Here is a 20,922-nt window from a genome sequence, read left to right on the forward strand (position 1 = left end):
AGGCTGCGCTCCATGCGCCTGCTCACCGCTCTCGCCCTGTCGCTCTCGCTCGGCCTGGTCGCCGCGCCCGCCGGCGCCCGCGCGGCCGCGGCGCCCGACCCGCAGACCCTGGCCGCCTTCGACGCGGCCGTCACGCTGTCGTACGGCACCGCGTGGCAGAGCGAGAGCGGCACCGTCACGGAGGCCTGCACCGACGCCGAGGACGGCGACAGCGTCATGGTCATCGACTACGACGTCCGGACCGGGACCAAGCGGATCCGCACGGCCGAGGAGAGCGACGTGCCGCGCCAGGTGATCGAGCGCGGCCGGACCCGCTACGCCCGCACCGCCCCCGCCGTCCGCAAGTCGCTGCGGGTGCACCGCGCGCCGGTGCCCGCCAAGTGGATCAAGAGCCGGGCCGCGGTCGCCGGCGCCGACCCCTCGGAGGAGCTGTGGGGCGACGAGGACGGCCCGCTCATCAGCACCGACCAGTGGGACGAGCTCACCATGAGCGCCAACCCGGGCGGCGGCGCCACCTTCACCGGCACCACCACGTACGGGATGACGGCGTACGGTCACTACGTCTTGTCGATCACCGCGGTGAGCGACGCGGCCGGCCGGCTGGTCCGGGTCGACGCACGCCACGAGCAGGTGGGCGCGGGCGGTGCGGTCGAGAGCGTCGAGACCTGTGCCCTCACCTGGACCTGGGCCCGGCCGCAGATCACGATCCCGAAGAAGGCCCGGGCCAACAAGCACAAGGTGCGCTACCAGTGGGAGCGCAAGGGCGTCGCGCGGGCGATCCGGACGACTTGGCAGGCCAACGAGCGGCTCGAGGCCGGCGCGAGCGAGGCCGAGGTCGTCGCCTGGCTGCACACCAAGGTCGCGGCGAAGCAGCGGCGGGCGCTGGGCATCAAGCTGATCCAGGGCAAGGCCAAGCGGGGCGCCAAGCCCGCGATCGCCTTCAAGATCACGGTGCGCGACGGGACGGCGTCGTACAAGCCGGTGCGCTGACGCCGCACCGCACGAGCCCTGTGACGGTTGGGACGGATGTGACGAGCGTGTCTACCGCGTCCCGGCGCTCGGGAGGCTTACCGTGCTGGTTATGACTTCCCCTGTCATGTCCGGCCACCGCCGCCGTCAGCGGTCGACCCGTGTCGTGGTCGCCGTGCTCCTCCTCGTGCTCGCGACGCTCGCCGTCGCCGGCACGGCCGTGACGGGATCCTGGGTCCTCGTCACGCTCGCCGCCGTCGCCGCCCTCGTGCTCGGCGCGGCCGCCACCAAGATCACCCACTCCGAGCTCCTGGACTCCCGTCAGGAGGCAGCCCGCGACCGCGCCGACCAGGCGCGCGCGTACGCCGAGCTGACCGAGGTCCGCACGGCCGAGAACGTCGAGTTCGCCGCCGACATGACCGGCAAGGTCGCCAAGCGCGACGCCACCATCGCCCGCCTGGAGAAGCGGCTCGGCGACGCCGCGGCCGAGCTGGCCGACGCACGCCGGGAGCTGGTGGAGTCGGGCGAGCGCGCCGAGGAGGCGCAGCGCACCATCGACCGGCTCACCCAGCAGCTGGCCCACGCCGAGGAGCGGGCCGGCCAGGCCGTCGTCCGGGTCGCCGAGCTGGAGGCCGAGCTCGACATCCTCACCGCCCAGATCCACGCCCTCGAGGCCCAGGCGCGCACCCAGGCCCGCCGCCCCGCCTGACCCACTGATCCCCGCTAGGTAGCATCGGGCGACCCTGAACTCGTCGACCCGGAAGGACGCTGCCGCCTTGGCACTCGACCGCGCCCGCGCCCAGCAGGGCCTGATCCGGCTCGCCAAGGCAGGACCCGGCCGGCTGCGGGGGCCCGTGGGGCGGGCCACCCGGCGGTTCCGGGGGGAGTTCTCCGGGCCGCTGGTGACGGTGGTGCTGCCGGTCAGCGACGACGACACCACCCGGATCGGCACCTGCCTGGACTCGCTGAAGGTCCAGACCCACCGCAACCTCGAGGTCCTGGTCGTGCGCTTCGGGCGGCACGAGCGGGTCACCGCCACCGTGCGCGAGCACGCCGCCCAGGACTGGCGGATCAAGACCCGGATCCGGGTCGAGAGGTCCCTCGCGGCGGCCCGCAACACCGGCGTCGCGGCCGCGTCCGGCGAGCTGGTGGTCGTGGTCACCAACGGCGGCGACGACTTCGTCCACACCGGCATCGAGCGGCTGGTCGAGGCGCACCGACGCTCGGCGTCGCCCGTGGTCGTGGGCGCGATGCGCGAGCCCGACATCGCGGGCTGGATCCCCGACTCGGCGTACGACGCCGCCCACCACACGCCCGTGCGCGCCACCACGCTCGCCGCCACCCCCGTCGCCGTCACCGACCTCGGGCTGGGCAACAAGCTCTTCACCCGGACGTACTGGAAGCGGGCCGGCCTGCGGTTCACCGACGAGTTCCCCGACGGCGCCGACGTCGCGCTCGGGCTGCTGGAGCGGGCGCCGGCGTTCGACCTGCTCACGGACTTCACCTACATCCCCACCGACCGGCGCGACGGCGTCCAGGTCGGCACCGTCCCCGACGTCCTCAGCGGGTTGCCCGACTGGATCGACCGCAACGACCACACCTGGCACCGGGTCGAGGCGCTGGGGCTGCCCGAGGTCCGGGAGTGGTTCCTGTGGGGCGTGCTCGACACGGCCGTGCAGCCGCTCATCGCCGACGTTGAGCGGGCCGACGGGCGCCAGTGGCAGACGCTGCGCGACCACGTCGCGATGCTGCTCCAGGCGGCCGACGAGCACGTCTGGGCCCGCCTCAACGCCGAGGCGCGGGTGAAGCTGTGGCTGCTGCAGCACGATCACCGCAAGGCTCTCGAGGACTTCCTCGGCGCCCGGCTCTTCACCCGCGGCAACCGGCCCACCGAGGTCCGTGACGGCAAGGTCTGGGCGCTGCTGCCGCACCACGACGACACCCGGCTCGGCATCCCGCCGGAGCTGTTCGAGATGACCGCCGACGAGACCCGGTTCCGGGCGATGCTGCGCGAGGTCCGCTGGATCGACGCCACGACCCTCGAGCTGACCGTCTTCGCTGCCATCGACTTCGTCCACATGACCGGCCTCCCGGCGATCACCTGCGCCCTCGTCGACCGGGAGACCGGACAGCGCCTCCCGCTCGAGGTCCGTCGGTTCCGCGACGCCCGCGCCAACCAGGCGCTGCGGCGCCACCAGGACTTCTCCTGGGGCGCCTTCGACGCCATCGTCCCGGTCGCCGAGGTCGTCGCGGCCACCGCCGGGGGGACCGCCACCTGGGTCGTCGAGGTCGAGATCGACGTCGACGGCGTACGACGCTCCGGCGCCGTCCCGCTCATCGACGAGCAGGCCTCGGCCGGGTTCATCGGCCGCGACCACCTGGCGCCCCGCCCGGTCGCGGGCGCCGTGGTCGCGTTCAACCCGCGCTCGGACGTCGTCGGCCTGCGGGTCCGCCCCGATGCCGGACCCCGGCTGCGCTCGCTCGAGGTCGACGGCCGTACCGTCGCCGGCGTCCTCGACCAGCCGCCCGGCGGCACGACCCGGGTGACCGGCGTACGCGTCACCCAGGGCACTCAGCAGGTCCGCGCCGAGATCAGCACGACCCCCGAGGGCGCGGCCTTCCGGCTGCAGCTGCCCGCGGCCTGGACCGGCCAGCGCCGCTGGCAGGTGCGCGCGCTCACCGCCGACGGCCAGGAGGTCGTGCTCGGCTGGCCCGCCGCCGCCCCCCAGTGGCTCGGCGTCGGCACCGGTGAGGTCGTCGGCTCCCGCACCGCCAGCGGCGACACCGAGCTCTACGAGACGGCCGACACCCTCGTCGTCGACGACCTCGTCGTCGAGGGCCTGCGGCTCACCGTGGCCGGCCACTGGCTCGGCGTACCTCCCTCCGGCGATGTCCGCCTCGCCCTCCTCACGCAGGCCGGCGGCACCGAGGTCCTCACCACCGAGCTCGAGCCCGGCGACGCTCCCGGCGAGGTCCGGGCGAGCGTCGAGCTGACCGTCGACCGCTGGGGCCTCGGCGCGCGTCCCCTCGCCCCTGCTTGGCTCTGGCTCGCCGTGACCGGCAACGGCACGACCACCCGCGCGCTCCTCGGCGAGCGCGGCATCGACCGGCTGCACCACTTCATGGTCGGCACGGAGCACCCCGGCTACTCCGCCCGCGTCGTGCAGGAGGGCCGGGTCGCCGGCGTCGAGCTGCTGCCGCCGGTGCCGGTCGAGGACCGGGTGCCCTACGGCCAGACCCGGCTCCAGGAGTGGTACGCCGACGGCGACATCCCGCTCGAGCCCGACGCCGTCTACTTCCAGTCCTATGTCGGCGCGTCCGCGACCGACAGCCAGCGCGCGCTCCACGAGGAGCTGCGGCGTACCCGGCCCGAGCTCACGCTCTACTGGGGCGTCGCGTCGGCGGCGTCCTGGGTGCCCGAGGGCGGCGTGCCGGTCGTGATGACCACCCGCGAGTGGTACCGGGTGATGGCCGCCGCCGGGCGACTGTGCATGAACATCGACCCCGAGCGCTGGTTCCGCAAGCGCCCCGGCCAGCGGCTGCTGCAGACCTTCCACGGCTACCCGTCGAAGTCGATGGGCATCCGGATGTGGGACGCCAAGCACTACCCGCCGCGCCGGATCGAGCTGGAGCTCGCCCGCACGTCGAAGCAGTGGGACCTGATCCTCACCCCCGAGCCGGACATGGACCAGTACTACCGGCGTGAGTACGCCTACGACGGCCCGATCCACAGCGAGGGCTACCCCCGCGACGACGCGCTCGTGGGCGATCGCGCCGCCGTCGTACGGGAGGACGTGCGGCGCCGCCTCGGCATCGAGGACCACCAGAGGGCGATCCTCTACGCCCCCACCTGGCGCGACGACCAGGCCACCAACTGGCGCGCGGCCGACGCCGTCCACCACCTCGACGTCGCCTCCGCCGCCCGCGAGCTCGGCCCCGACTACGTCCTGCTGCTGCGCGGCCACCGCTTCCACAACCCCGCCGGCGACGGCGCGGGGGCGACGCGCTTCCTCGACGTCACCGAGTACCCCGAGATCAACGACCTGATCCTGGCCGCCGACGCCGCGGTGCTCGACTACTCCTCGCTGCGCTTCGACTTCGCCCTCACCCGGCGACCGATGGTGTTCCTGGTGCCCGACCTCGCGACGTACGTCGGCGGCGTGCGCGGCTTCCTCTACGACTACGGCCCCACCGCCCCCGGCCCCCACGTCGACACCGCCGAGCAGGTCGTGGAGCTGCTGCGCGACATCGACGGCCTGCAGCGCAGGTACGCCGACGCCATGGAGGCCTTCCACCAGCGGTTCAACCGGTTCATGGACGGTCACGCCGCGGAACGGGTCGCGGCCGCCTTCTTCGGCGACGCCTGAGCGTCGTTGGGTGTGCGGGGCGGGGGCGGGCAGCCGGCCCCCGGCGCTGTAACACGTCGTTCGCTGCTCTACCAGCCGCATGACGTCGGTGGAAGCGGTCTGTGCCGGGCTGCTGGAGCAGGTACGCGGCGGCTAGGTGGGCGAACGACGTGTTACAGCAGGCTCGCGGCGGCCAGAGCAGCGAACGACGTGTTACAGCGGGCAGAGGCTTGCCGCTTACAGCGGGCAGAGGCGTGCCGCCGAGCACCGGCATCTAGGATCGGGGGTCCCGACCGACCGAAGGAGCTGCCGCAGCCATGCGCCCAGTCGACCTGCCGGACGCCCTGCCGGACGGCTCGCGGTTCATCCACATCGGCCTGCCCAAGACCGGTACGACGGCCCTGCAGGGCGCGCTCGACCGCGCGCGGCCGCGGTTGGAGGAGCTCGGCGCCCACAACGTCGGCCGGGGCCGGCACGAGATGCGGGTCGGCCAGGTGGCGGCGGGCGGGCTCGCGGAGTTCTGGCAGGGCCGGTGGGAGGACCGGTGGCAGGCGCTCGCGGCGGAGTTCCGCGGCTCGGAGGCGCGGTGCACGTTCTGGTCGAGCGAGTCGCTGAGCCACGCGACCGGTGACCGGGTGCAGTACCTCGCCGACCAGCTCGGCGCCGACACCCACGTCGTGGTCACCCTCCGCCCGCTGGCGCCGCTCATGGTGTCCCAGTGGCAGCAGTGGCTGCGCCGCCGCGGCACGCAGTCGCTGGAGGAGTGGGCGGCCAACCAGTTCGCGGCGGTCACGGTCGAGGGCGAGGTGACCATCGACTACATCCGCTTCATGCCGTCGCTGCACCGGTTCAGCCTGCGCCGGATCATCGAGGAGTGGGGACCGGTCTTCGGCGAGGACCGGATCGTGCTCGTCGTCCCCGATCCGGTCGACCGCGACCGCACCTTCCGGGTCTTCGAGGCCCTGATGGGTGTCCCCGAGGTGCTCGAGGCCGTGCCCGAGGGCAACGCGTCGCTGCCCTACCCCGAGGCCGAGATGCTGCGGCAGTTCAACCGCGCCTACACCGACCACGGCGGCGACCATCCCACCTGGATGGAGGCGATCGGCGTGCTCGCCCGCGTCCCGCTGCGCGACTACACCAACACGCTCACTCCCCACCCGATCCGCGCGCCGCGGTGGGTCGCCGAGCGCGCCAACGAGTACGCCGCCGCCTGGAACGCCGCCGTCGAGGACTCCGGCGTCACCGTCGTCGGCGATCTCGCCGACCTGCTCGTCGACCCGGCCGGCTACGCCGAGGAGGTCGAGGTGCCCGCCACCGTCGACGTCGAGAGCGCCGGCCGGCTGATGGACGTCGCGTTCACGGCGGCGCTCCGGCACGCCGCCCGCCAGCACGACAGCGCCCCGGCGACGACGTCCGAGCTGACGACGCCCGACCTCACGACGCCCGACCTCACGACGTACGGCGGCCGCCAGCTGCTCGGCGAGCTCGGCCGCCGCGCCCGGCGACGGGTGAGCCGATGAGCCTGCTCCAGGTCCCCGACGCCCGGGCGGGGATGAACGCCTTCGCGGTGCCCACCTGGTGGGCGTCCCTGGAGGACGAGCGGATCGCCCGCGACGACGACGAGCTGCCCGACGTCACGGTCGTCGACCTCGACCCGGCCGTGCTGCCGGCGGACCGCACGCTGCTCGTGGTCGGCGCCGTCGCGGAGCTGCTGCCCGAGCCCACCACCGACGCCCTCGCCGCCTGGGTGGGCGAGGTCCGTGCGCTCCACACCGCCGCCGCGCCGGTCCACCTCGCGGTCTCCCTCGACGAGGTGACCTCCCTCGAGCAGCTGCTCACCCTCGCCGCCGGCCGCCGCTGGCCCCCTTTCGACGCCGTCGCCGCGGCCACGCACACCGCCGCCGACCCGGTGCCGCCGCAGAGCGTCCCCGGCGGCCAGGAGACGGCTCGCGCCTACGCCGACGCGCTCGTCGCCCAGGTCGAGGTGCTGCTCCCGCCGGCCTGGCAGACCGCGACCGACGGCGCCTCGGACGCCGTCGCCTGCATCAGTCGCGCGCTCGACACCGACCCCGACGTGGGTCCCGCCGAGGCCCGGGTCCTGCGCGACGCCTGCCGGGCCGCGCTCGCCGGCCTGGAGGCCGACGGCGTGACGATCAGCGGCCCGCGCGACGCCCTGCTGTGGCCGGTCCCCGCCGAGCACGGGCTGGTCCCGATCGACGTCGCGGCCGACACGGCGCTGGAGGTGATGCTCGGCCAGCTCGAGCGGCCGGCCGATCTCGCGCCCGACCGGCCCGTCGTCGTACCCCTCGATCGGGTCCCTGCCCGCGAGCTCGTGGCGCGGCTGAGGGGACCCCGATGATCGAGCCGCTGCCCGACGGCACCACCCTGGTCCACATCGGGCCCTACAAGACCGGCACCACCGCCATGCAGGGCGCGCTGTGGGAGGCCCGCGACGCGCTCGCCGGGCACGGCGTCGCCTATCCCGGCGAGCTCGCCCACGAGATGAACGCCTCGATGGCCGTCGCGCTCGGCCGGGTCGACCCGGGCAAGGACATCGACGCCTTCCGGCAGCGCTGGTACGACCTGGTCGCCGCGCTGCACGAGACGCGGCCCCGGATCGGGGTGCTGAGCAGCGAGGTCTACTGCGAGGCCACCGACGCCGGCGCGCGCACCGTCCTCGACGCGCTCGGGCCGCGCACGCACGTCGTGATCACCGCGCGGCCGATCGTCCGGCTGCTCGGCTCCCAGTGGCAGCAGTACGGCCAGAACGTCCCCGTGCCGCCGTACGACGCGTGGCTGCGCGCGATCCTCGACCAGTTCGACGTCCCTGACGGTGGGACGGTCACGCCGTCCTTCTGGCAGCGGCACCGCCACGACCGGCTGGTCGAACGCTGGGTCGGCCTGGTGGGCGGCGACCGGGTCACCGTGATCGTGGTCGACGACCGCGACCACCGCGGCCTGCCCGCCGCGTTCGAGGCGCTGCTCGGCCTGCCCGAGGGGCTGCTGCGCCCACCGGCGGACAAGACCAACCGGTCGCTGACCCATCCCGAGGCAGCGCTGATGCAGGAGCTCGTCGACCGCACCTCGCAGGCGCCGTGGTCGAGCGCCGACCACGGGCGGTTCATCCGCTTCGGGGCGGCCCGCGGGCTGCAGGCGGCGCCGCCCGACCCCGACGCCGAGCGGCTGCTGACCCCCGGCTGGGCGATCGACCGGGCGCTCGCGGCCGGCGCCGGCATGGCCGAGCGGATCGCGGCCTCCGGCGCCCGGGTGATCGGCGACCTCGGCCTGCTCTCCGACCGCGCCCTCGCGCCCGCCGAGGGCGAGAACACCCCGGTCGGCGCCATCGACCCCGGCGCCGCGGCCGCCCTCGCCGTCGGGATCATCACCAAGCTCACCGGCGTGCACCCCCGTCCCGAGCACCGCGACCTCGCCGGACCGGTCGAGCGCGCCGCCTGGTCGCGGCACCGCGCCGTCGCGGAGGAGCTGGAGCGGCAGGCCCAGGACACGACGTCCCGCGCGGTGCTGCGCGAGCTCGGACGCCGCGGCCGGCGCCGGCTGCGCGGCTCGTAGGATTCCTGCGATGTCCACCTCGACCGGCCTGCCCGCAGCGCTGCCCGACGGCGCGCGACTGCTGCACATCGGGATGCCGAAGACCGGCACCACGGCGCTGCAGCACTCCCTGTGGGCCGCCCGGGAGGCGCTCGAGGCGCAGGGCGCGCACAACGTCTCCCGCCGCGCCCACGAGAAGAAGGTGGCGCTCACCGCGGCGGGCAGCGACCGCGACTACTGGGTGCCCCGCCCCGGCCGCTACCAGGAGCTCACCCAGGAGTTCCGCACCTCCGACGCGCGGGTGAGCTTCTGGTCGAGCGAGGCGCTGTCGTTGGCGTCGGTGGAGCGGATCCGCGGGCTGCGCGAGGAGCTCGGGCCGTCGTATCTCGTCTGCACGATCCGCGCCCTCGCGCCGCAGCTGGCCTCGCGGTGGCAGCAGGGGCTGCGCCGCGGCTCGGTCCATCCGCTGGAGGACTGGCTGCGCACCCGCTTCGCCGAGGAGCCGCGCGACGCCGACGTGCACGCCCCGCTCCGGTCCGGCCAGGCGCTGCGCCGGATCGACCCGCGCCGGATCATCGCGCAGTGGGGCAGCGTGTTCGGCGAGGACCGGATCGTCTTCGTCGTCCTCGACCCGACCGACCACCACTGGCTGCTGCGCTCCTTCGAGGCCCTGCTCGGCGTCGACGAGGTGCTGGAGCTCACCGCGTCGGGGAACATCTCGCTGCCGTTCCCCGAGGCCGAGATGCTGCGCCACTGCGCCATCGCGTACGCCGAGCACGACGGCGACCCGGGCGCCTGGATGGCCACGGCCGGCGACCCCCGGGCCGTCAAGCTCCGCGGCGTGGTCCAGGCCGCGCCCAGGCACCCGACCCGGGTGCCGCGCTGGGCGGCCGAGCAGGCCAACGAGTACGTCGCCGACTGGGTCGAGGCGATCACCCGCTCCGACGCCACGCTCGTCGGCGACATCGCCCACCTGAGCGTCGACCCCGCGGCGTACCCCGAGCGGCTCGAGGTGCCGACCGCACTCGACGTCGCCTCCGCCGGCCGGATGATGGACGCCTACTTCCGGGTCGGCCTGAAGCTGCCGCCGGCCCCCGCCCCGCCGCCCGCCCCGACACCCGCGCCGTCGTCCTCGCCGTCGTCGGCCCTCGCATCGGCGAGCGGCTCCGCGATCCTGCAGGAGCTGCGCCGGCGGGCGCTCCGCCGAATCCGCTCTCGCTGACCGCCCGTGGGAGACTGCGGCCCATGACGAGGAATGTCGCCGTCCTGCTCGCCGGCGGTGTCGGAGCCCGGGTCGGACTGGACATCCCGAAGCAGCTCATCAAGGTCGCCGGGAAGACCCTGCTCGAGCACACCCTGCTCGCGCTGCACGACCACCCCGACGTCCACGAGGTCGTCGTGATGATGACGCCCGGCCACACCGACGCGGTCCGCGACATCACCCGAGGGGGCGGGTATCCCAAGGTCGCCGCGATCCTCGAGGGCGGCGAGACCCGGAACGACACCACCCAGCGCGCCATCGACCACCTGGTCGCGACCGGCGACGCCGCGACCACCCGGATCCTGCTGCACGACGCGGTCCGGCCGCTGGTGACGCCCCGGATCATCGGCGAGTGCTTCACCGCCCTCGACGGCTACCCGGCCGTCGACGTCGCCATCCCGTCGGCCGACACGATCATCGAGGTCGCCGCCGACGACACCATCCGCAGCATCCCGCCGCGCGCCTCGCTGCGCCGCGGCCAGACCCCGCAGGCGTTCCGCCTCGACGTCCTCGCCCGCGCCTACGAGATCGCCGCCGACGACCCGCACTTCACCGCCACCGACGACTGCAGCGTCGTGCTGAAGTACCTGCCGGACGAGCCGATCATCGTGGTCCACGGCGACGACCGGAACATGAAGGTCACCGAGCCGATCGACGTGTTCATCGCCGACAAGCTGTTCCAGCTCACCGGCATCGACCTGCCCCGCGCCAAGGACGACGCCGGCTACCGCGCGGCCCTGGAGGGCAGGACCATGGTGGTCTTCGGCGGCAGCTACGGCATCGGCGCCGACATCGCCGAGCTCGCCGAGTCGTACGGCGCCACGGTGCTCACCTTCAGCCGGTCGACCACCGACACCGACGTCGGCCGGCGCGCCGACGTCGCGGCCGCGGCGAAGGAGGCGGTCGCCAAGGCCGGCTCGATCGACTTCGTCGTCAACACCGCGGGTGTGCTGCCCCGCGGTGAGCTGATCGAGACCACCGAGGAGACGGTCTACGCCGCGACCGAGATCAACTACCTCGGCCCGATCTTCATCGCCCAGGAGTTCTACCCGCACCTCGCCGCCACACAGGGCGCGCTGCTGCTGTTCACCTCCAGCTCCTACACCCGCGGCCGCAGCGGCTACAGCCTCTACTCCTCGGCCAAGGCCGCCACGGTCAACCTCACCCAGGCGCTCGCCGACGAGTGGGCCGACTCCGGCGTCCGGGTCAACTGCATCAACCCCGAGCGGACCGCCACCCCGATGCGCACCAAGGCCTTCGGCCAGGAGGCGCCCGGCACCCTGCTGGACTCCCAGACCGTCGCGCACACCTCCGTCGACGTGCTCATCTCCGACCAGTCGGGACACGTCTACGACGTCCGCAAGGACGACCCCTTCACGCTCGGCGACTGAACCTGCGGCGCGGCGCCTGCTCCGGTTCCGGCGGGGGAGCCGTCGTCCGCGCGAGCCGCTCGGCCGCCAGGGCGAGCCCGGCGCCGAACCACGCCGCCACCCCGGCATCGATCGCCGCCGGCGGCTCGGGAGTGGACGCGACCCCCGCGAGCCCGGTCGCCGCGATCGCGTCGAGGTCGCCGTACACGGGGACGCCGAGGGCCCGGATCGCCTCGGCCATCTCCCGCCCGATCGCGTTGGCGCGGGCGACCGCCCAGTCGGGCGTGACCAGCCCGGGCTCGCCGGGGGCGGGCTCGCGCTCCTTGACGTGGTCCTTGAGGTGGCGGAACAGCCGCACGTAGTGGTCCGGCCCCAGCCCGAGCGCCGCGAAGTCGACGTTGAACCGGCGCAGCAGCTCGGCCTCGTCGGCGGTCAGCGAGCGGTTCTCCCGCGCGTCCTGGCCGGCCAGGGTCTCGGGCCGCAGACCGAGCAGCCGCTCGAAGGTGTGGGGGAGGAACCGGTGGTCCGCCGAGTCCAGTACGACGACCACCACGCGGTCCGCGCCGACGTGCGCGGCCCAGCGCCGGACCAGCTCGTCGTGCCGGTGGCGGGTCCAGAACTCCCGCGGCTCCGGCGCGCTGGTGTCGTCGGCGAGCACCATGCGCAGCCAGTCGTCGTACCGGTGAGGGCTCTGCCGCTGCAGGCCCTGCTGGTACTGCGACGACAGGATCCGGGCCAGCGGCCGCAGCGTGACCGCCACCCAGAGGTCGGCCACGCCCACGTCGGCGACCACCCGGGCGATCTGCTCGTCGGAGGCGTCGGAGAGGAACTCGCTGCTGAACACTCGCCGCTCGTCGCTGTCCGCGGTCAGGTCGCCGACGACGGCGCCCCACGCCCGCTCGGCCCGGACCGGGTCGCGCCCCGCGACCATCCGCCCGGTGACGTACCGTGCGGCCTTCGCGTCGTGCCGGCTCCGCGACACGTACCGCACGCCCTGTCCGGCCAGGTCCGCCCGCGCCTGGTGGAAGGCGCTCTGCAGCGCCGTCGTCCCGGTCTTGTGCGGCCCGACGTGCAGCAGCCGGGCCCCGGGGGCAGCGGGGACGGCGTCGACATGCGACCGACCCTAGGCCAGGCCACGCCCGTGTGATGCAGGCCACCGGACCGACCCGTTCCCGGGCCCCGCGCGCAGGCGTACCGTTGAGGTGTCCCGGAACCCCGGGACGACACCACTGAGCACAACGTCCGGTACCCACACCGGCTCCCGACCCGCCGAGCGGGGCGGCGAGTGGTCGGAGGGACGGGAACGAAAGGTTCACGATGTCCCACCTCTTCCGTGTGGGTGTGATCGGCGCGGGCCGGGTCGGCGCCGTCCTGGCCGCGGGTCTCCGCGCAGCCGGCCACCCCGTCGTCGCCGCAGCGGGCGAGTCCGACGCCTCGCGCCGGCGCGCCGCCGAGCTCCTGCCCGGCGTCCCGCTCCGCAAGCCGAGCGACGTGGCCCGCGAGGCCGAGCTCCTGCTGCTGACGGTCCCCGACGACATGCTCCCCAACGTCGTGAAGGTGCTCGCCGACTCCGGCGCCCTCCACGCGGGCCAGGTGGTCGCCCACACCTCGGGCCGCCACGGCCTCGCCGTCCTCGCGCCCGCCGCCGCGGTCGGCGCCCGGGTGATCGCGCTGCACCCGGCGATGACCTTCACCGGCACCTCCGTCGACCTCGAGCGGCTCCACGGCTGCGTCTTCGGCCTCACCGCGGGCGCGGACGAGCGGGCGATCGCGGAGGGCCTGGTCGCCGACCTCGGCGGCCGGGTGACCTGGGTGCCGGAGGAGATGCGCACGCTCTACCACGCGGGCCTCGCCCACGGCGCCAACCACCTGGTCACCCTCGTCAGCGAGGCGATGGGCCTGCTCGGCGCCGCCGGCGTCGACGACCCGGCCGGCACCCTGCGCCCCCTGCTCGACGCGGCCCTCGACAACGCGCTCGCCCACGGCGACGCCGCGCTCACCGGCCCGATCGTCCGCGGCGACGTCCAGACGGTCGCGGCCCACCTGAAGGACATCTCCGCCAACGCGCCCGACACCGTGCCGTCGTACGTCGCGATGGCGTGGGCCACCCTCGACCGCGCGGTCACCGACGGGCGGCTGCTGCCGATCCGGGCCCAGGCGATCGCAGGAGTGCTCAGCGCGTACGGCGACCGTCGCGTCCTCTCGCCCCGGGTGGAGTCGGCATGACCACCCTCACCCTGCCGGCTGTCGCACGCAGCCGGGCGGATCTCGCGGGCCTGCTCGGCGCACGCTCGGGCTCGGTCGTGCTGGTGCCCACGATGGGCGCCCTGCACGAGGGCCACGCGATGCTGATGCGGATCGCCCGCGAGCGCGCGGGCGCCGACGGCACCGTCGTCGTGTCGGTCTTCGTCAACCCCCTGCAGTTCGGGCCCGGCGAGGACCTCGACCGCTACCCGCGGACCTTCGACGCCGACCTCGAGCTCGCCGCCACCGAGGGCGTCGACGTGGTGTTCGCGCCGGTCGTGGGGGAGATGTACCCCGACGGCGTGCCCCACGAAGGCGTCCCCTCCGAGGCGGTCACCGTCCAGCCCGGACCGCTCGCCGATCTCCTCGAGGGCGCCAGCCGGCCCGGCCACTTCCGCGGCGTGCTGACCGTGGTCGCCAAGCTTTTCGGCCTGGTCCGGCCCGACGTCGCGGTCTTCGGCGAGAAGGACTACCAGCAGCTCGCCCTCATCCGGCGGATGGTGTCCGACCTGTGCCTCGGCATCGACATCGTCGGCGCCGCCACCGACCGGGAGCCCGACGGCCTGGCCCGCTCCAGCCGCAACCGCTACCTCGACGCCGAGCAGCGGCAGCAGGCGGTGGCGCTCAGCCGGGCGCTGCGCGCGGCGCAGGAGCGGGCGTCGTACGGCGTCCCGGCGGCGCGCTGGGCCGCCATGAGCGTCCTGAAGTCCGCACCCGGCGTCGAGCTCGACTACCTCGCCCTGACCACCACCGGCCTCGGTGAGCTGCCCGACTACCCCGAGCCCGGCACCGAGGGCCGGATCCTCGTCGCCGCCCGGGTCGGCACCACCCGGCTCATCGACAACCTGCCTCTGCAGTTCTGAACCCTCCAGGGAGACTCCCATGCTGCGCACCATGATGAAGAGCAAGATCCACCGCGCGACGGTCACCCAGGCCGACCTCCACTACGTCGGCTCGGTCACCGTCGACGAGGACCTCCTCGAGGCCGCCGACCTGCTGGCCGGCGAGCTCGTGCACATCGTCGACATCACCAACGGCGCCCGCCTGGAGACCTACACCATCGCCGGCGAGCGGGGCAGCGGCGTGATCGGCATCAACGGCGCCGCCGCCCGCCTGGTCCACCCCGGCGACCTGGTGATCCTCATCGGCTACGGCCAGATGACGACCGAGGAGGCGAAGGAGCACCAGCCGCACGTCGTCTTCGTCGACGCCGACAACAAGATCATGGCGACCGGGTTCGACCCCGCCGAGACCTTCGGCGACCCGGCGCTCGCCCGCGGGGACGTGACGGCGACGCGCTGAGTAGTCTGCTGGGATGCCCGACACGTTGCGCCTGCCCGGGCGCCTCACCGCGCCCAGCCCCGGCTGGACGACGCGCGCCGACGTCGTCATCGTCGGCTCCGGCATCGCCGGCCTCACCGCCGCCCTCCGGCTGCGCGGGTCCGTCGACCGGATCCTCGTCGTCACCAAGGACGTGCTCAACGCCGGCTCGACCCAGTGGGCGCAGGGCGGGATCGCCGCCGCGCTCGGTCCCGGCGACACCCCCGAGCAGCACGAGGCCGACACGCTCGTCGCCGGCGCGGGGGCCTGCGACCTCGACGCCGTCCGGGTGCTCGTCAACGAGGGCCCCGAGGCGGTCCGCGAGCTGATCGCGCTCGGCACCAACTTCGACCACACCGACGACGGCGAGCTGTCGCTGACCCGCGAGGGCGGCCACCACCGCGACCGGATCGCGCACGCGGGCGGCGACGCCACCGGCGCCGAGATCCAGCGGGCGCTGATCGCCGCGATCGAGGCCGCTCCCGACATCGAGGTGATCCAGCACGCGCTGGCCGTCGACCTGCTGCTCGGCGAGGACGCAGCGGGTACGACGGGCGTGGCGGGCCTGACCCTGCACGTCATCGGCGAGGGCGAGCGCGACGGCGTGGGCGCCGTCCACTGCCGGGCGGTCGTGCTCGCCAGCGGCGGCCTCGGCCAGGTGTTCTCCCAGACCACCAACCCGTCGGTGTCGACCGGCGACGGGATGGCGCTCGCGCTGCGGGCCGGGGCGACCCTGCGCGACCTGGAGTTCGTCCAGTTCCACCCGACCGTGATGTACCTCGGCCCCGACTCCCGCGGCCAGCAGCCCCTCATCTCCGAGGCGGTCCGCGGCGAGGGCGCCTTCCTCGTCGACGACGACGGCACCCGGATCATGGAGGGCGTCCACGAGCTCGCCGACCTGGCGCCCCGCGACGTCGTCGCCAAGGCGATCATGAAGCGGATGCTGGAGACCGGGCGTCCGCACATGTGGCTCGACGCCCGGCACCTCGGAGCCGAGTTCTGGGAGCGCCGCTTCCCGACCATCCTCGCCACCGCCCGCTCCCACGGCATCGACCCGGTGACCGAGCTGATCCCGGTCGCGCCGGCCTGCCACTACGCCTCGGGCGGCGTGCGCACCGACCTGTACGGCCGCACCGACCTGCCGGGCCTCTACGCCACCGGCGAGGTCGCCTGCTCCGGGGTCCACGGCGCCAACCGGTTGGCCTCCAACTCCCTGCTCGAGGGCCTGGTGTTCTCGCGCCGGATCGCCGAGGTGCTGCCCGGCGAGCTGCCGGCCTGGCGCGAGCCGTCCGCCGACCGCCGTACCGCCGGCCTGGTCGCCGGCGACATCCGCCGCGAGCTGCAGGAGACGATGACCTCGCGCTCGGGCGTGCTGCGCTCCGCGCCCGGCCTGGCCGAGGGCGCCGCGGTGCTCGACAAGCTCGCCGGCCACGCCGCCGAGGCCGTCGACCAGGCCTCCTGGGAGGCCACCAACCTGCTCACCATCAGCGCCGCGCTCGCCGGCGCCGCCGCGCTGCGCGAGGAGACCCGCGGGTCCCACTGGCGCGACGACTTCCCCGAGCGCGACGACGCGCACTGGGCCGGGCACTTCGACGTGACCATGGACGACGGCGTCACCACCGTCGCGTTCGTCCCCGCCCCGCGACCGACGGCGGTCTCGGTTGATCGCCCGCACCCCGTACGACGACCTGCCGGCCGCGCTCGTCGACGAGATCGCCGGCGCCGGGCTGGACCCGCGAGCCGTCTACGACCACGTCGTCCTGGCCTTCGAGGAGGACCTGCCGGGGGGCGTCGACGACGTCACCAGCGACGCGATGCCCGACATGGGCCACGCGGTGGCCGACATCGCGGCCCGGGAGCCGGGCGTGGTGGCCGGTCTCGCGATCGCCGAGCTCGCCTTCACCTACGCCCTCGGCGACACCGTGAAGGTCACCGATCGAGTGCCCGACGGCACCCGGGTGGCGCCCGGCGACGTCGTGCTGACGGTCTCCGGGCCGGTGCGCGGCGTGCTGACCGCCGAGCGCACCGCCCTCAACTTCGCCTCCCACCTCTCCGGCGTCGCGACCGCGACCTCTCGCTGGGTCGACGCGCTGGCCGGCACCCGCGCCCGGGTTCTCGACACCCGCAAGACCCTGCCCGGCTGGCGCGCGCTGCAGAAGTACGCCGTGCGCTGCGGCGGCGGCGTCAACCACCGACTCAGCCTGGTCGACCGGGCGATGGTCAAGGACAACCACGCGGTCGCGGCCGGCGGCGTCGTGGCGGCGTACCAGGCCGTCGTCGCCGCCCATCCCGGCCTGCGGGTCGAGGTCGAGGTGATGGACCTCGACGAGCTGCGCGCGGTCCTCGCCGCCGGCTGCACCGAGATCCTGCTCGACAACATGAGCACCGCCGACATGGCAGAGGCGGTCCGGATCAACGACGCGGCCGGACGGCCGGCGACCCTGGAGGCCTCCGGCGGACTCACCCTCGAGCGCGCCCGCGAGGTCGCCGAGACCGGGGTGGACTTCATCTCGGTGGGGGCGCTCACCCACTCGGTGATCGTGTTCGACCTCGGCCTGGACTTCCGGACGGACTAGCGGCCATGCCCTTGCTCGCCGCCGACATCGGCAACGCCCACACCGTCCTCGGCCTCGTCGCCGACGGCGCGGTGCACGCCGACTGGCGGGTGTCCACCGCCGAGCACCGGACGGCCGACGAGTGGGCGGTGCTGCTCCGCGGGCTGCTCGGCAGCCGCGAGCAGGAGGTCACCGGGATCGCGGTGTGCGCCACCGTGCCGGCCGTCCTCAACGTGTGGCGCGAGATGCTGCCCGCGCACTTCCCCGACATCCCCTGCGTCATCGTCGAGCCCGGCATCCGCACCGGCGTCCCGATCCTCGTGGACAACCCGCGCGAGGTCGGCACCGACCGGATCGTCAACGCGCTCGCCGCGGCCGCCGACTTCGAGTGCCCGGCGATCGTCGTCGACTTCGGCGGCACCGCCACGACGTACGACGTGGTCGACGAGCAGGGCCGGTACGTCGGCGGCGCGATCACGCCCGGGATCGAGATCTCCCTCGAGGCGCTGAGCCGCGGCGGCGCCCAGCTGCGGATGGTCGAGCTGGTCCGCCCGCGCGGCGTGATCGGCAAGAACACCGTCGAGGCGCTGCAGTCCGGCATGGTGTTCGGCGTCGCGAGCCAGGTCGAGGGCATGGTCGAGCGACTCACCACCGCGCTCGACTGCTCGCCCGCCGACGTCTCGGTCATCGCCACCGGGTACCTCGCGCCGCTGGTCGTCGAGGAGTGCCGCTGCTTCACCCACCGCGCGCCCTGGCTCACCCTGCGCGGGCTGGAGCGGGTGTTCCTCCGCAACACCTGAGCCCGGGTGAGAGCATGGCGACGTGGTGGGTGCGACCGGGCGGGCAGATGCCGACCTGCCGGCGAGCATCGCCGCGGCGCTGGGCGAGCTGAGGGCGCGGGCCGGCTCGCCGTCGTACCAGCAGATCGCGCTGCGGATCTCCGCGGCCCGGCAGCGGCGGGGACTGGCGCCCGGCGAGACGGCGGTGTCGCGCAGCACCGTCTACGACTGCTTCCGCCCGGGCCGGTCGCGGCTGAACGCTCCGCTGGTGCTGGAGATCGCCGCCGCCCTGGACGCGGACGAGGGCACCCTCGGCCGGTGGCGCGAGGCACTGGTGGAGCGGCAGCGGGCCGGGACCAGCCTGGTGGTCCGGGTGGACGAGGGACTGCCCGATCCGCCGCTGCTGATCGGTCGCGACGACCTCGTGGACCAGCTCGCGGGCGGAACGGGGAACGTGGTGGTCAGCGGGATGCCCGGGGTGGGCAAGACCGCGCTGGCGCTGGCGGTCGCCGTGCGGATCGCTCCGCGCTTCGACCGAGTGCTGCGCGTCAACCTCGACGGCTTCACCGAGGGCCGGATCCCGCCCGAGACGGCGACCGTGCTCGACGGCCTGCTCCGGTGCCTGCTGGGCGGACCGGCCGCGGTCGGCGACCCGCTCCAGCACTACCGGGACCTGCTGTCCGCGCGACGGGTGCTCCTGGTCCTCGACAACGCCGCAGGCCCGGAGCAGGTCGCCGAGCTGCTGCCGCCGGGGGACGCGAGCGTCGCGCTGGTCACCAGCCGGGTCGAGTTCCCGGAGGCGGAGGGGCTGACTCGGGCCCGGCTCCCCGCGCTCCCCGCCGAGGCGGCGGCCCTGCTGCTGGCCACCGTGTCGGGCCGGCCGTCCGGGGTGGACGACGCCGACCTCCACGCCCTGGCGGCGACCACGGGAGGCCTTCCCCTCGCCCTGACCCTCCTCGGCCGCCGGGTCCGTGAGCACCCGGACTGGCCACTGGCCGACCACCGCGACGCCCACGAGCAGCGGCTGCGGCTGCTCGCCCTCGACGACGGGCTGCACGGGTCGCTGGCGCAGTCCTACGCGGCCCTGGACCCCGACGCCGCCGCCGCGCTCCGGCTGCTGGCGCTGGCTCCGGGCACCGATCTCGGGGATGACGCGGCGCGCGAGCTGCTGGGAGCCGGGACCGGCGACGGCGCGGCGAGCCGGACGGCGCTCGAGGGGCTGGCGACCGCCAGCCTCGTCTCGTCGGTCCGGCCGGGTCGGTGGGAGCTGCACGACCTGGTCCGCCGGTTCGCCCGCCGGATGTCGCTGGACGTCGATCCGCCCAGCACCCTCGCCGAGGCCGGTCGGCGGCTCCTCGAGCACTACCTCGCGGAGGCGACCCGGGCGGTGGCGGTGATCTACCCGCGCTCGATCGCCGACTGGTACTGGCCCCACGACACCGCCGCCACGACCGACGAGGTCGGCGCGCTGGACTGGCTGGGGGAGGAGCAGGCCAACCTGGTGCACGCCGTCACCTGGGCCGCCGAGGCGGGCTGGGACGAGCTCACGGTGCGGCTGGCGACCGTGCTCTGGGCCTATCTGGCCGACCGCAGCGAGGCCGCGACCAACCTGGTGCTCCAGCGCCACGCCCTCGCGGCGGCGGAGCGCGCGGGAGACGCCCTCGGGGTCTCGGTGTGCCGCCGCAACCTCGGGCAGACCCTGGGCAGGCTGGGTCGTCCGGACGAGGCCGGGCCGATGCTCGAGGAGGCCCTCGCCGCGAGCGAGGCGCTGGGCGACCGGCTCGGTGTCGTCCAGGCCCGCAACGCGCTGGCCAATGTCGTGCACATGCGCGGTGACAACGACGAGGCCGTCCGGCTGCTCGCGGCCAATGTCGAGGACCGTCGGGCCGCGGCCGACGTCCACCTCACCAACGCGCTGCTCAACCTCGGCGTCGTCCTCACCCGCATGGACCGGAGCGAGGAGGCACTGGCCCGACTCCAGGAGGCCGGCGCGCTGGCCGAGACGCAGGCCTGGGTCGCCGGGGAGCAGCTCGCCGCCAACAACGTCACCACCCTGCTCCAGGAGGCGGGCCGGATCCGGGAGGCGGAGGTGGCCGCCACCCGCGCGCTCCGGCTCGCGCGGCGGCTGCGGCGTCCTCGGGGCATCGCGTACGCCACCTCCACCCTCGCCTCGGTCCGCTACGACCTCGGCGACCTGGACGAGGCGATGCGCGTCAACGACGAGGCGCTCCGGCTGGCCCGCGAGGTCGGCGTCCGGGAGCTGGAGGCGATGACGCTGAGCAACGCCGGCGACTACCTCCGCGCCACCCGTCCCGACCTGGCCCGAGAGCACTACCTCGCCGCTCGCGTCGTGGCCGAGCAGATCGGCAACGTCTTCGAGCGCGACCGGGCCGCCGAGGCGCTGCACGAGCTCGACGGACACGACGGCCCGACCGGCTGACCGGCCGGCCGGTATCGGGATTGCTGTTCGGGTTTGTCCGAGCGGGCTGACCGCGCCGGTCGCGCGGCGGCAGCATCGGGTCCGTCGCC

General features: G+C 74.6%; 15 protein-coding genes and 1 pseudogene. 15 read left to right on the top strand and 1 reads right to left on the bottom strand.

What is annotated here, in order from left to right; translation table 11 throughout:
- Positions 1–12 precede the first annotated feature (12 nt).
- From FIV44_RS19375 to FIV44_RS19410, 8 genes are all read left to right on the top strand, one after another.
- A complete protein-coding gene (locus FIV44_RS19375; protein WP_141005873.1) occupies positions 13–990 on the top strand; it encodes a hypothetical protein in 978 nt (325 codons plus the stop codon).
- A 91-nt stretch (positions 991–1,081) separates the two neighbouring features.
- The gene (locus FIV44_RS19380; RefSeq protein ID WP_141005874.1) at positions 1,082–1,678 is read left to right on the top strand and encodes a hypothetical protein; all 597 of its coding nucleotides are present in this window, start codon (positions 1,082–1,084) and stop codon (positions 1,676–1,678) included.
- A gap of 67 nt (positions 1,679–1,745) precedes the next feature.
- Complete coding sequence (locus FIV44_RS19385; RefSeq protein WP_141005875.1) at positions 1,746–5,336, top strand: bifunctional glycosyltransferase/CDP-glycerol:glycerophosphate glycerophosphotransferase; 3,591 nt, start codon at positions 1,746–1,748, stop codon at positions 5,334–5,336.
- A gap of 296 nt (positions 5,337–5,632) precedes the next feature.
- Positions 5,633–6,835: a hypothetical protein gene (locus FIV44_RS19390; RefSeq protein ID WP_141005876.1), complete on the top strand. Its 1,203-nt coding sequence runs from the start codon at positions 5,633–5,635 to the stop codon at positions 6,833–6,835.
- Positions 6,832–7,674 carry a hypothetical protein gene (locus FIV44_RS19395; RefSeq protein WP_141005877.1) on the top strand — a complete coding sequence of 281 codons (843 nt, stop codon included), beginning with the start codon at positions 6,832–6,834 and terminating at the stop codon, positions 7,672–7,674. Before FIV44_RS19390 ends, FIV44_RS19395 begins: the two co-directional genes overlap by 4 nt.
- Positions 7,671–8,885 (top strand): hypothetical protein, encoded by a 1,215-nt coding sequence (locus FIV44_RS19400; protein ID WP_141005878.1) that lies wholly within the window; start codon positions 7,671–7,673, stop codon positions 8,883–8,885. The genes FIV44_RS19395 and FIV44_RS19400 overlap by 4 nt, the downstream gene beginning before the upstream one ends.
- A 10-nt stretch (positions 8,886–8,895) precedes the next feature.
- Complete coding sequence (locus FIV44_RS19405; protein WP_141005879.1) at positions 8,896–10,086, top strand: hypothetical protein; 1,191 nt, start codon at positions 8,896–8,898, stop codon at positions 10,084–10,086.
- Between the two features lie 23 nt (positions 10,087–10,109).
- Positions 10,110–11,516 (top strand): bifunctional cytidylyltransferase/SDR family oxidoreductase, encoded by a 1,407-nt coding sequence (locus FIV44_RS19410; protein WP_141005880.1) that lies wholly within the window; start codon positions 10,110–10,112, stop codon positions 11,514–11,516.
- Here the strand turns inward: FIV44_RS19410 and FIV44_RS19415 are convergent.
- Positions 11,500–12,477 (bottom strand): hypothetical protein, encoded by a 978-nt coding sequence (locus FIV44_RS19415; protein ID WP_141005881.1) that lies wholly within the window; start codon positions 12,475–12,477, stop codon positions 11,500–11,502. The two genes, FIV44_RS19410 and FIV44_RS19415, sit on opposite strands and share 17 nt — an antisense overlap.
- Before the next feature lie 335 nt (positions 12,478–12,812).
- Here FIV44_RS19415 and FIV44_RS19420 point away from each other — a divergent pair, with 335 nt between their 5' ends.
- The 7 genes and pseudogenes from FIV44_RS19420 to FIV44_RS19445 all read left to right on the top strand — a co-directional run bounded on the left by FIV44_RS19420 (position 12,813) and on the right by FIV44_RS19445 (position 20,833).
- Positions 12,813–13,721: a Rossmann-like and DUF2520 domain-containing protein gene (locus FIV44_RS19420; protein WP_141005882.1), complete on the top strand. Its 909-nt coding sequence runs from the start codon at positions 12,813–12,815 to the stop codon at positions 13,719–13,721.
- Complete coding sequence (panC, locus tag FIV44_RS19425; RefSeq protein ID WP_141005883.1) at positions 13,718–14,602, top strand: pantoate--beta-alanine ligase; 885 nt, start codon at positions 13,718–13,720, stop codon at positions 14,600–14,602. The genes FIV44_RS19420 and panC overlap by 4 nt, the downstream gene beginning before the upstream one ends.
- Positions 14,603–14,621: 19 nt before the next feature.
- Entirely contained in the window at positions 14,622–15,041 is a 420-nt protein-coding gene (panD, locus tag FIV44_RS19430; RefSeq protein ID WP_141005884.1) for an aspartate 1-decarboxylase, read from the top strand.
- Between the two features lie 13 nt (positions 15,042–15,054).
- Positions 15,055–16,623 (top strand): annotated as a pseudogene (locus tag FIV44_RS31495) (L-aspartate oxidase); the annotation flags it as partial.
- 97 nt (positions 16,624–16,720) lie between these two features.
- Entirely contained in the window at positions 16,721–17,635 is a 915-nt protein-coding gene (gene nadC / locus FIV44_RS31500) for a carboxylating nicotinate-nucleotide diphosphorylase (protein ID WP_246087050.1), read from the top strand.
- A 5-nt stretch (positions 17,636–17,640) separates the two neighbouring features.
- Entirely contained in the window at positions 17,641–18,414 is a 774-nt protein-coding gene (locus FIV44_RS19440) for a type III pantothenate kinase (RefSeq protein ID WP_141005885.1), read from the top strand.
- 22 nt (positions 18,415–18,436) lie between these two features.
- A complete protein-coding gene (locus tag FIV44_RS19445) occupies positions 18,437–20,833 on the top strand; it encodes a tetratricopeptide repeat protein (RefSeq protein ID WP_141005886.1) in 2,397 nt (798 codons plus the stop codon).
- Positions 20,834–20,922: the final 89 nt, after the last annotated feature.

Origin of the sequence: Nocardioides humi (genome assembly GCF_006494775.1) — a bacterium.
Lineage (GTDB): Bacteria > Actinomycetota > Actinomycetes > Propionibacteriales > Nocardioidaceae > Nocardioides > Nocardioides humi.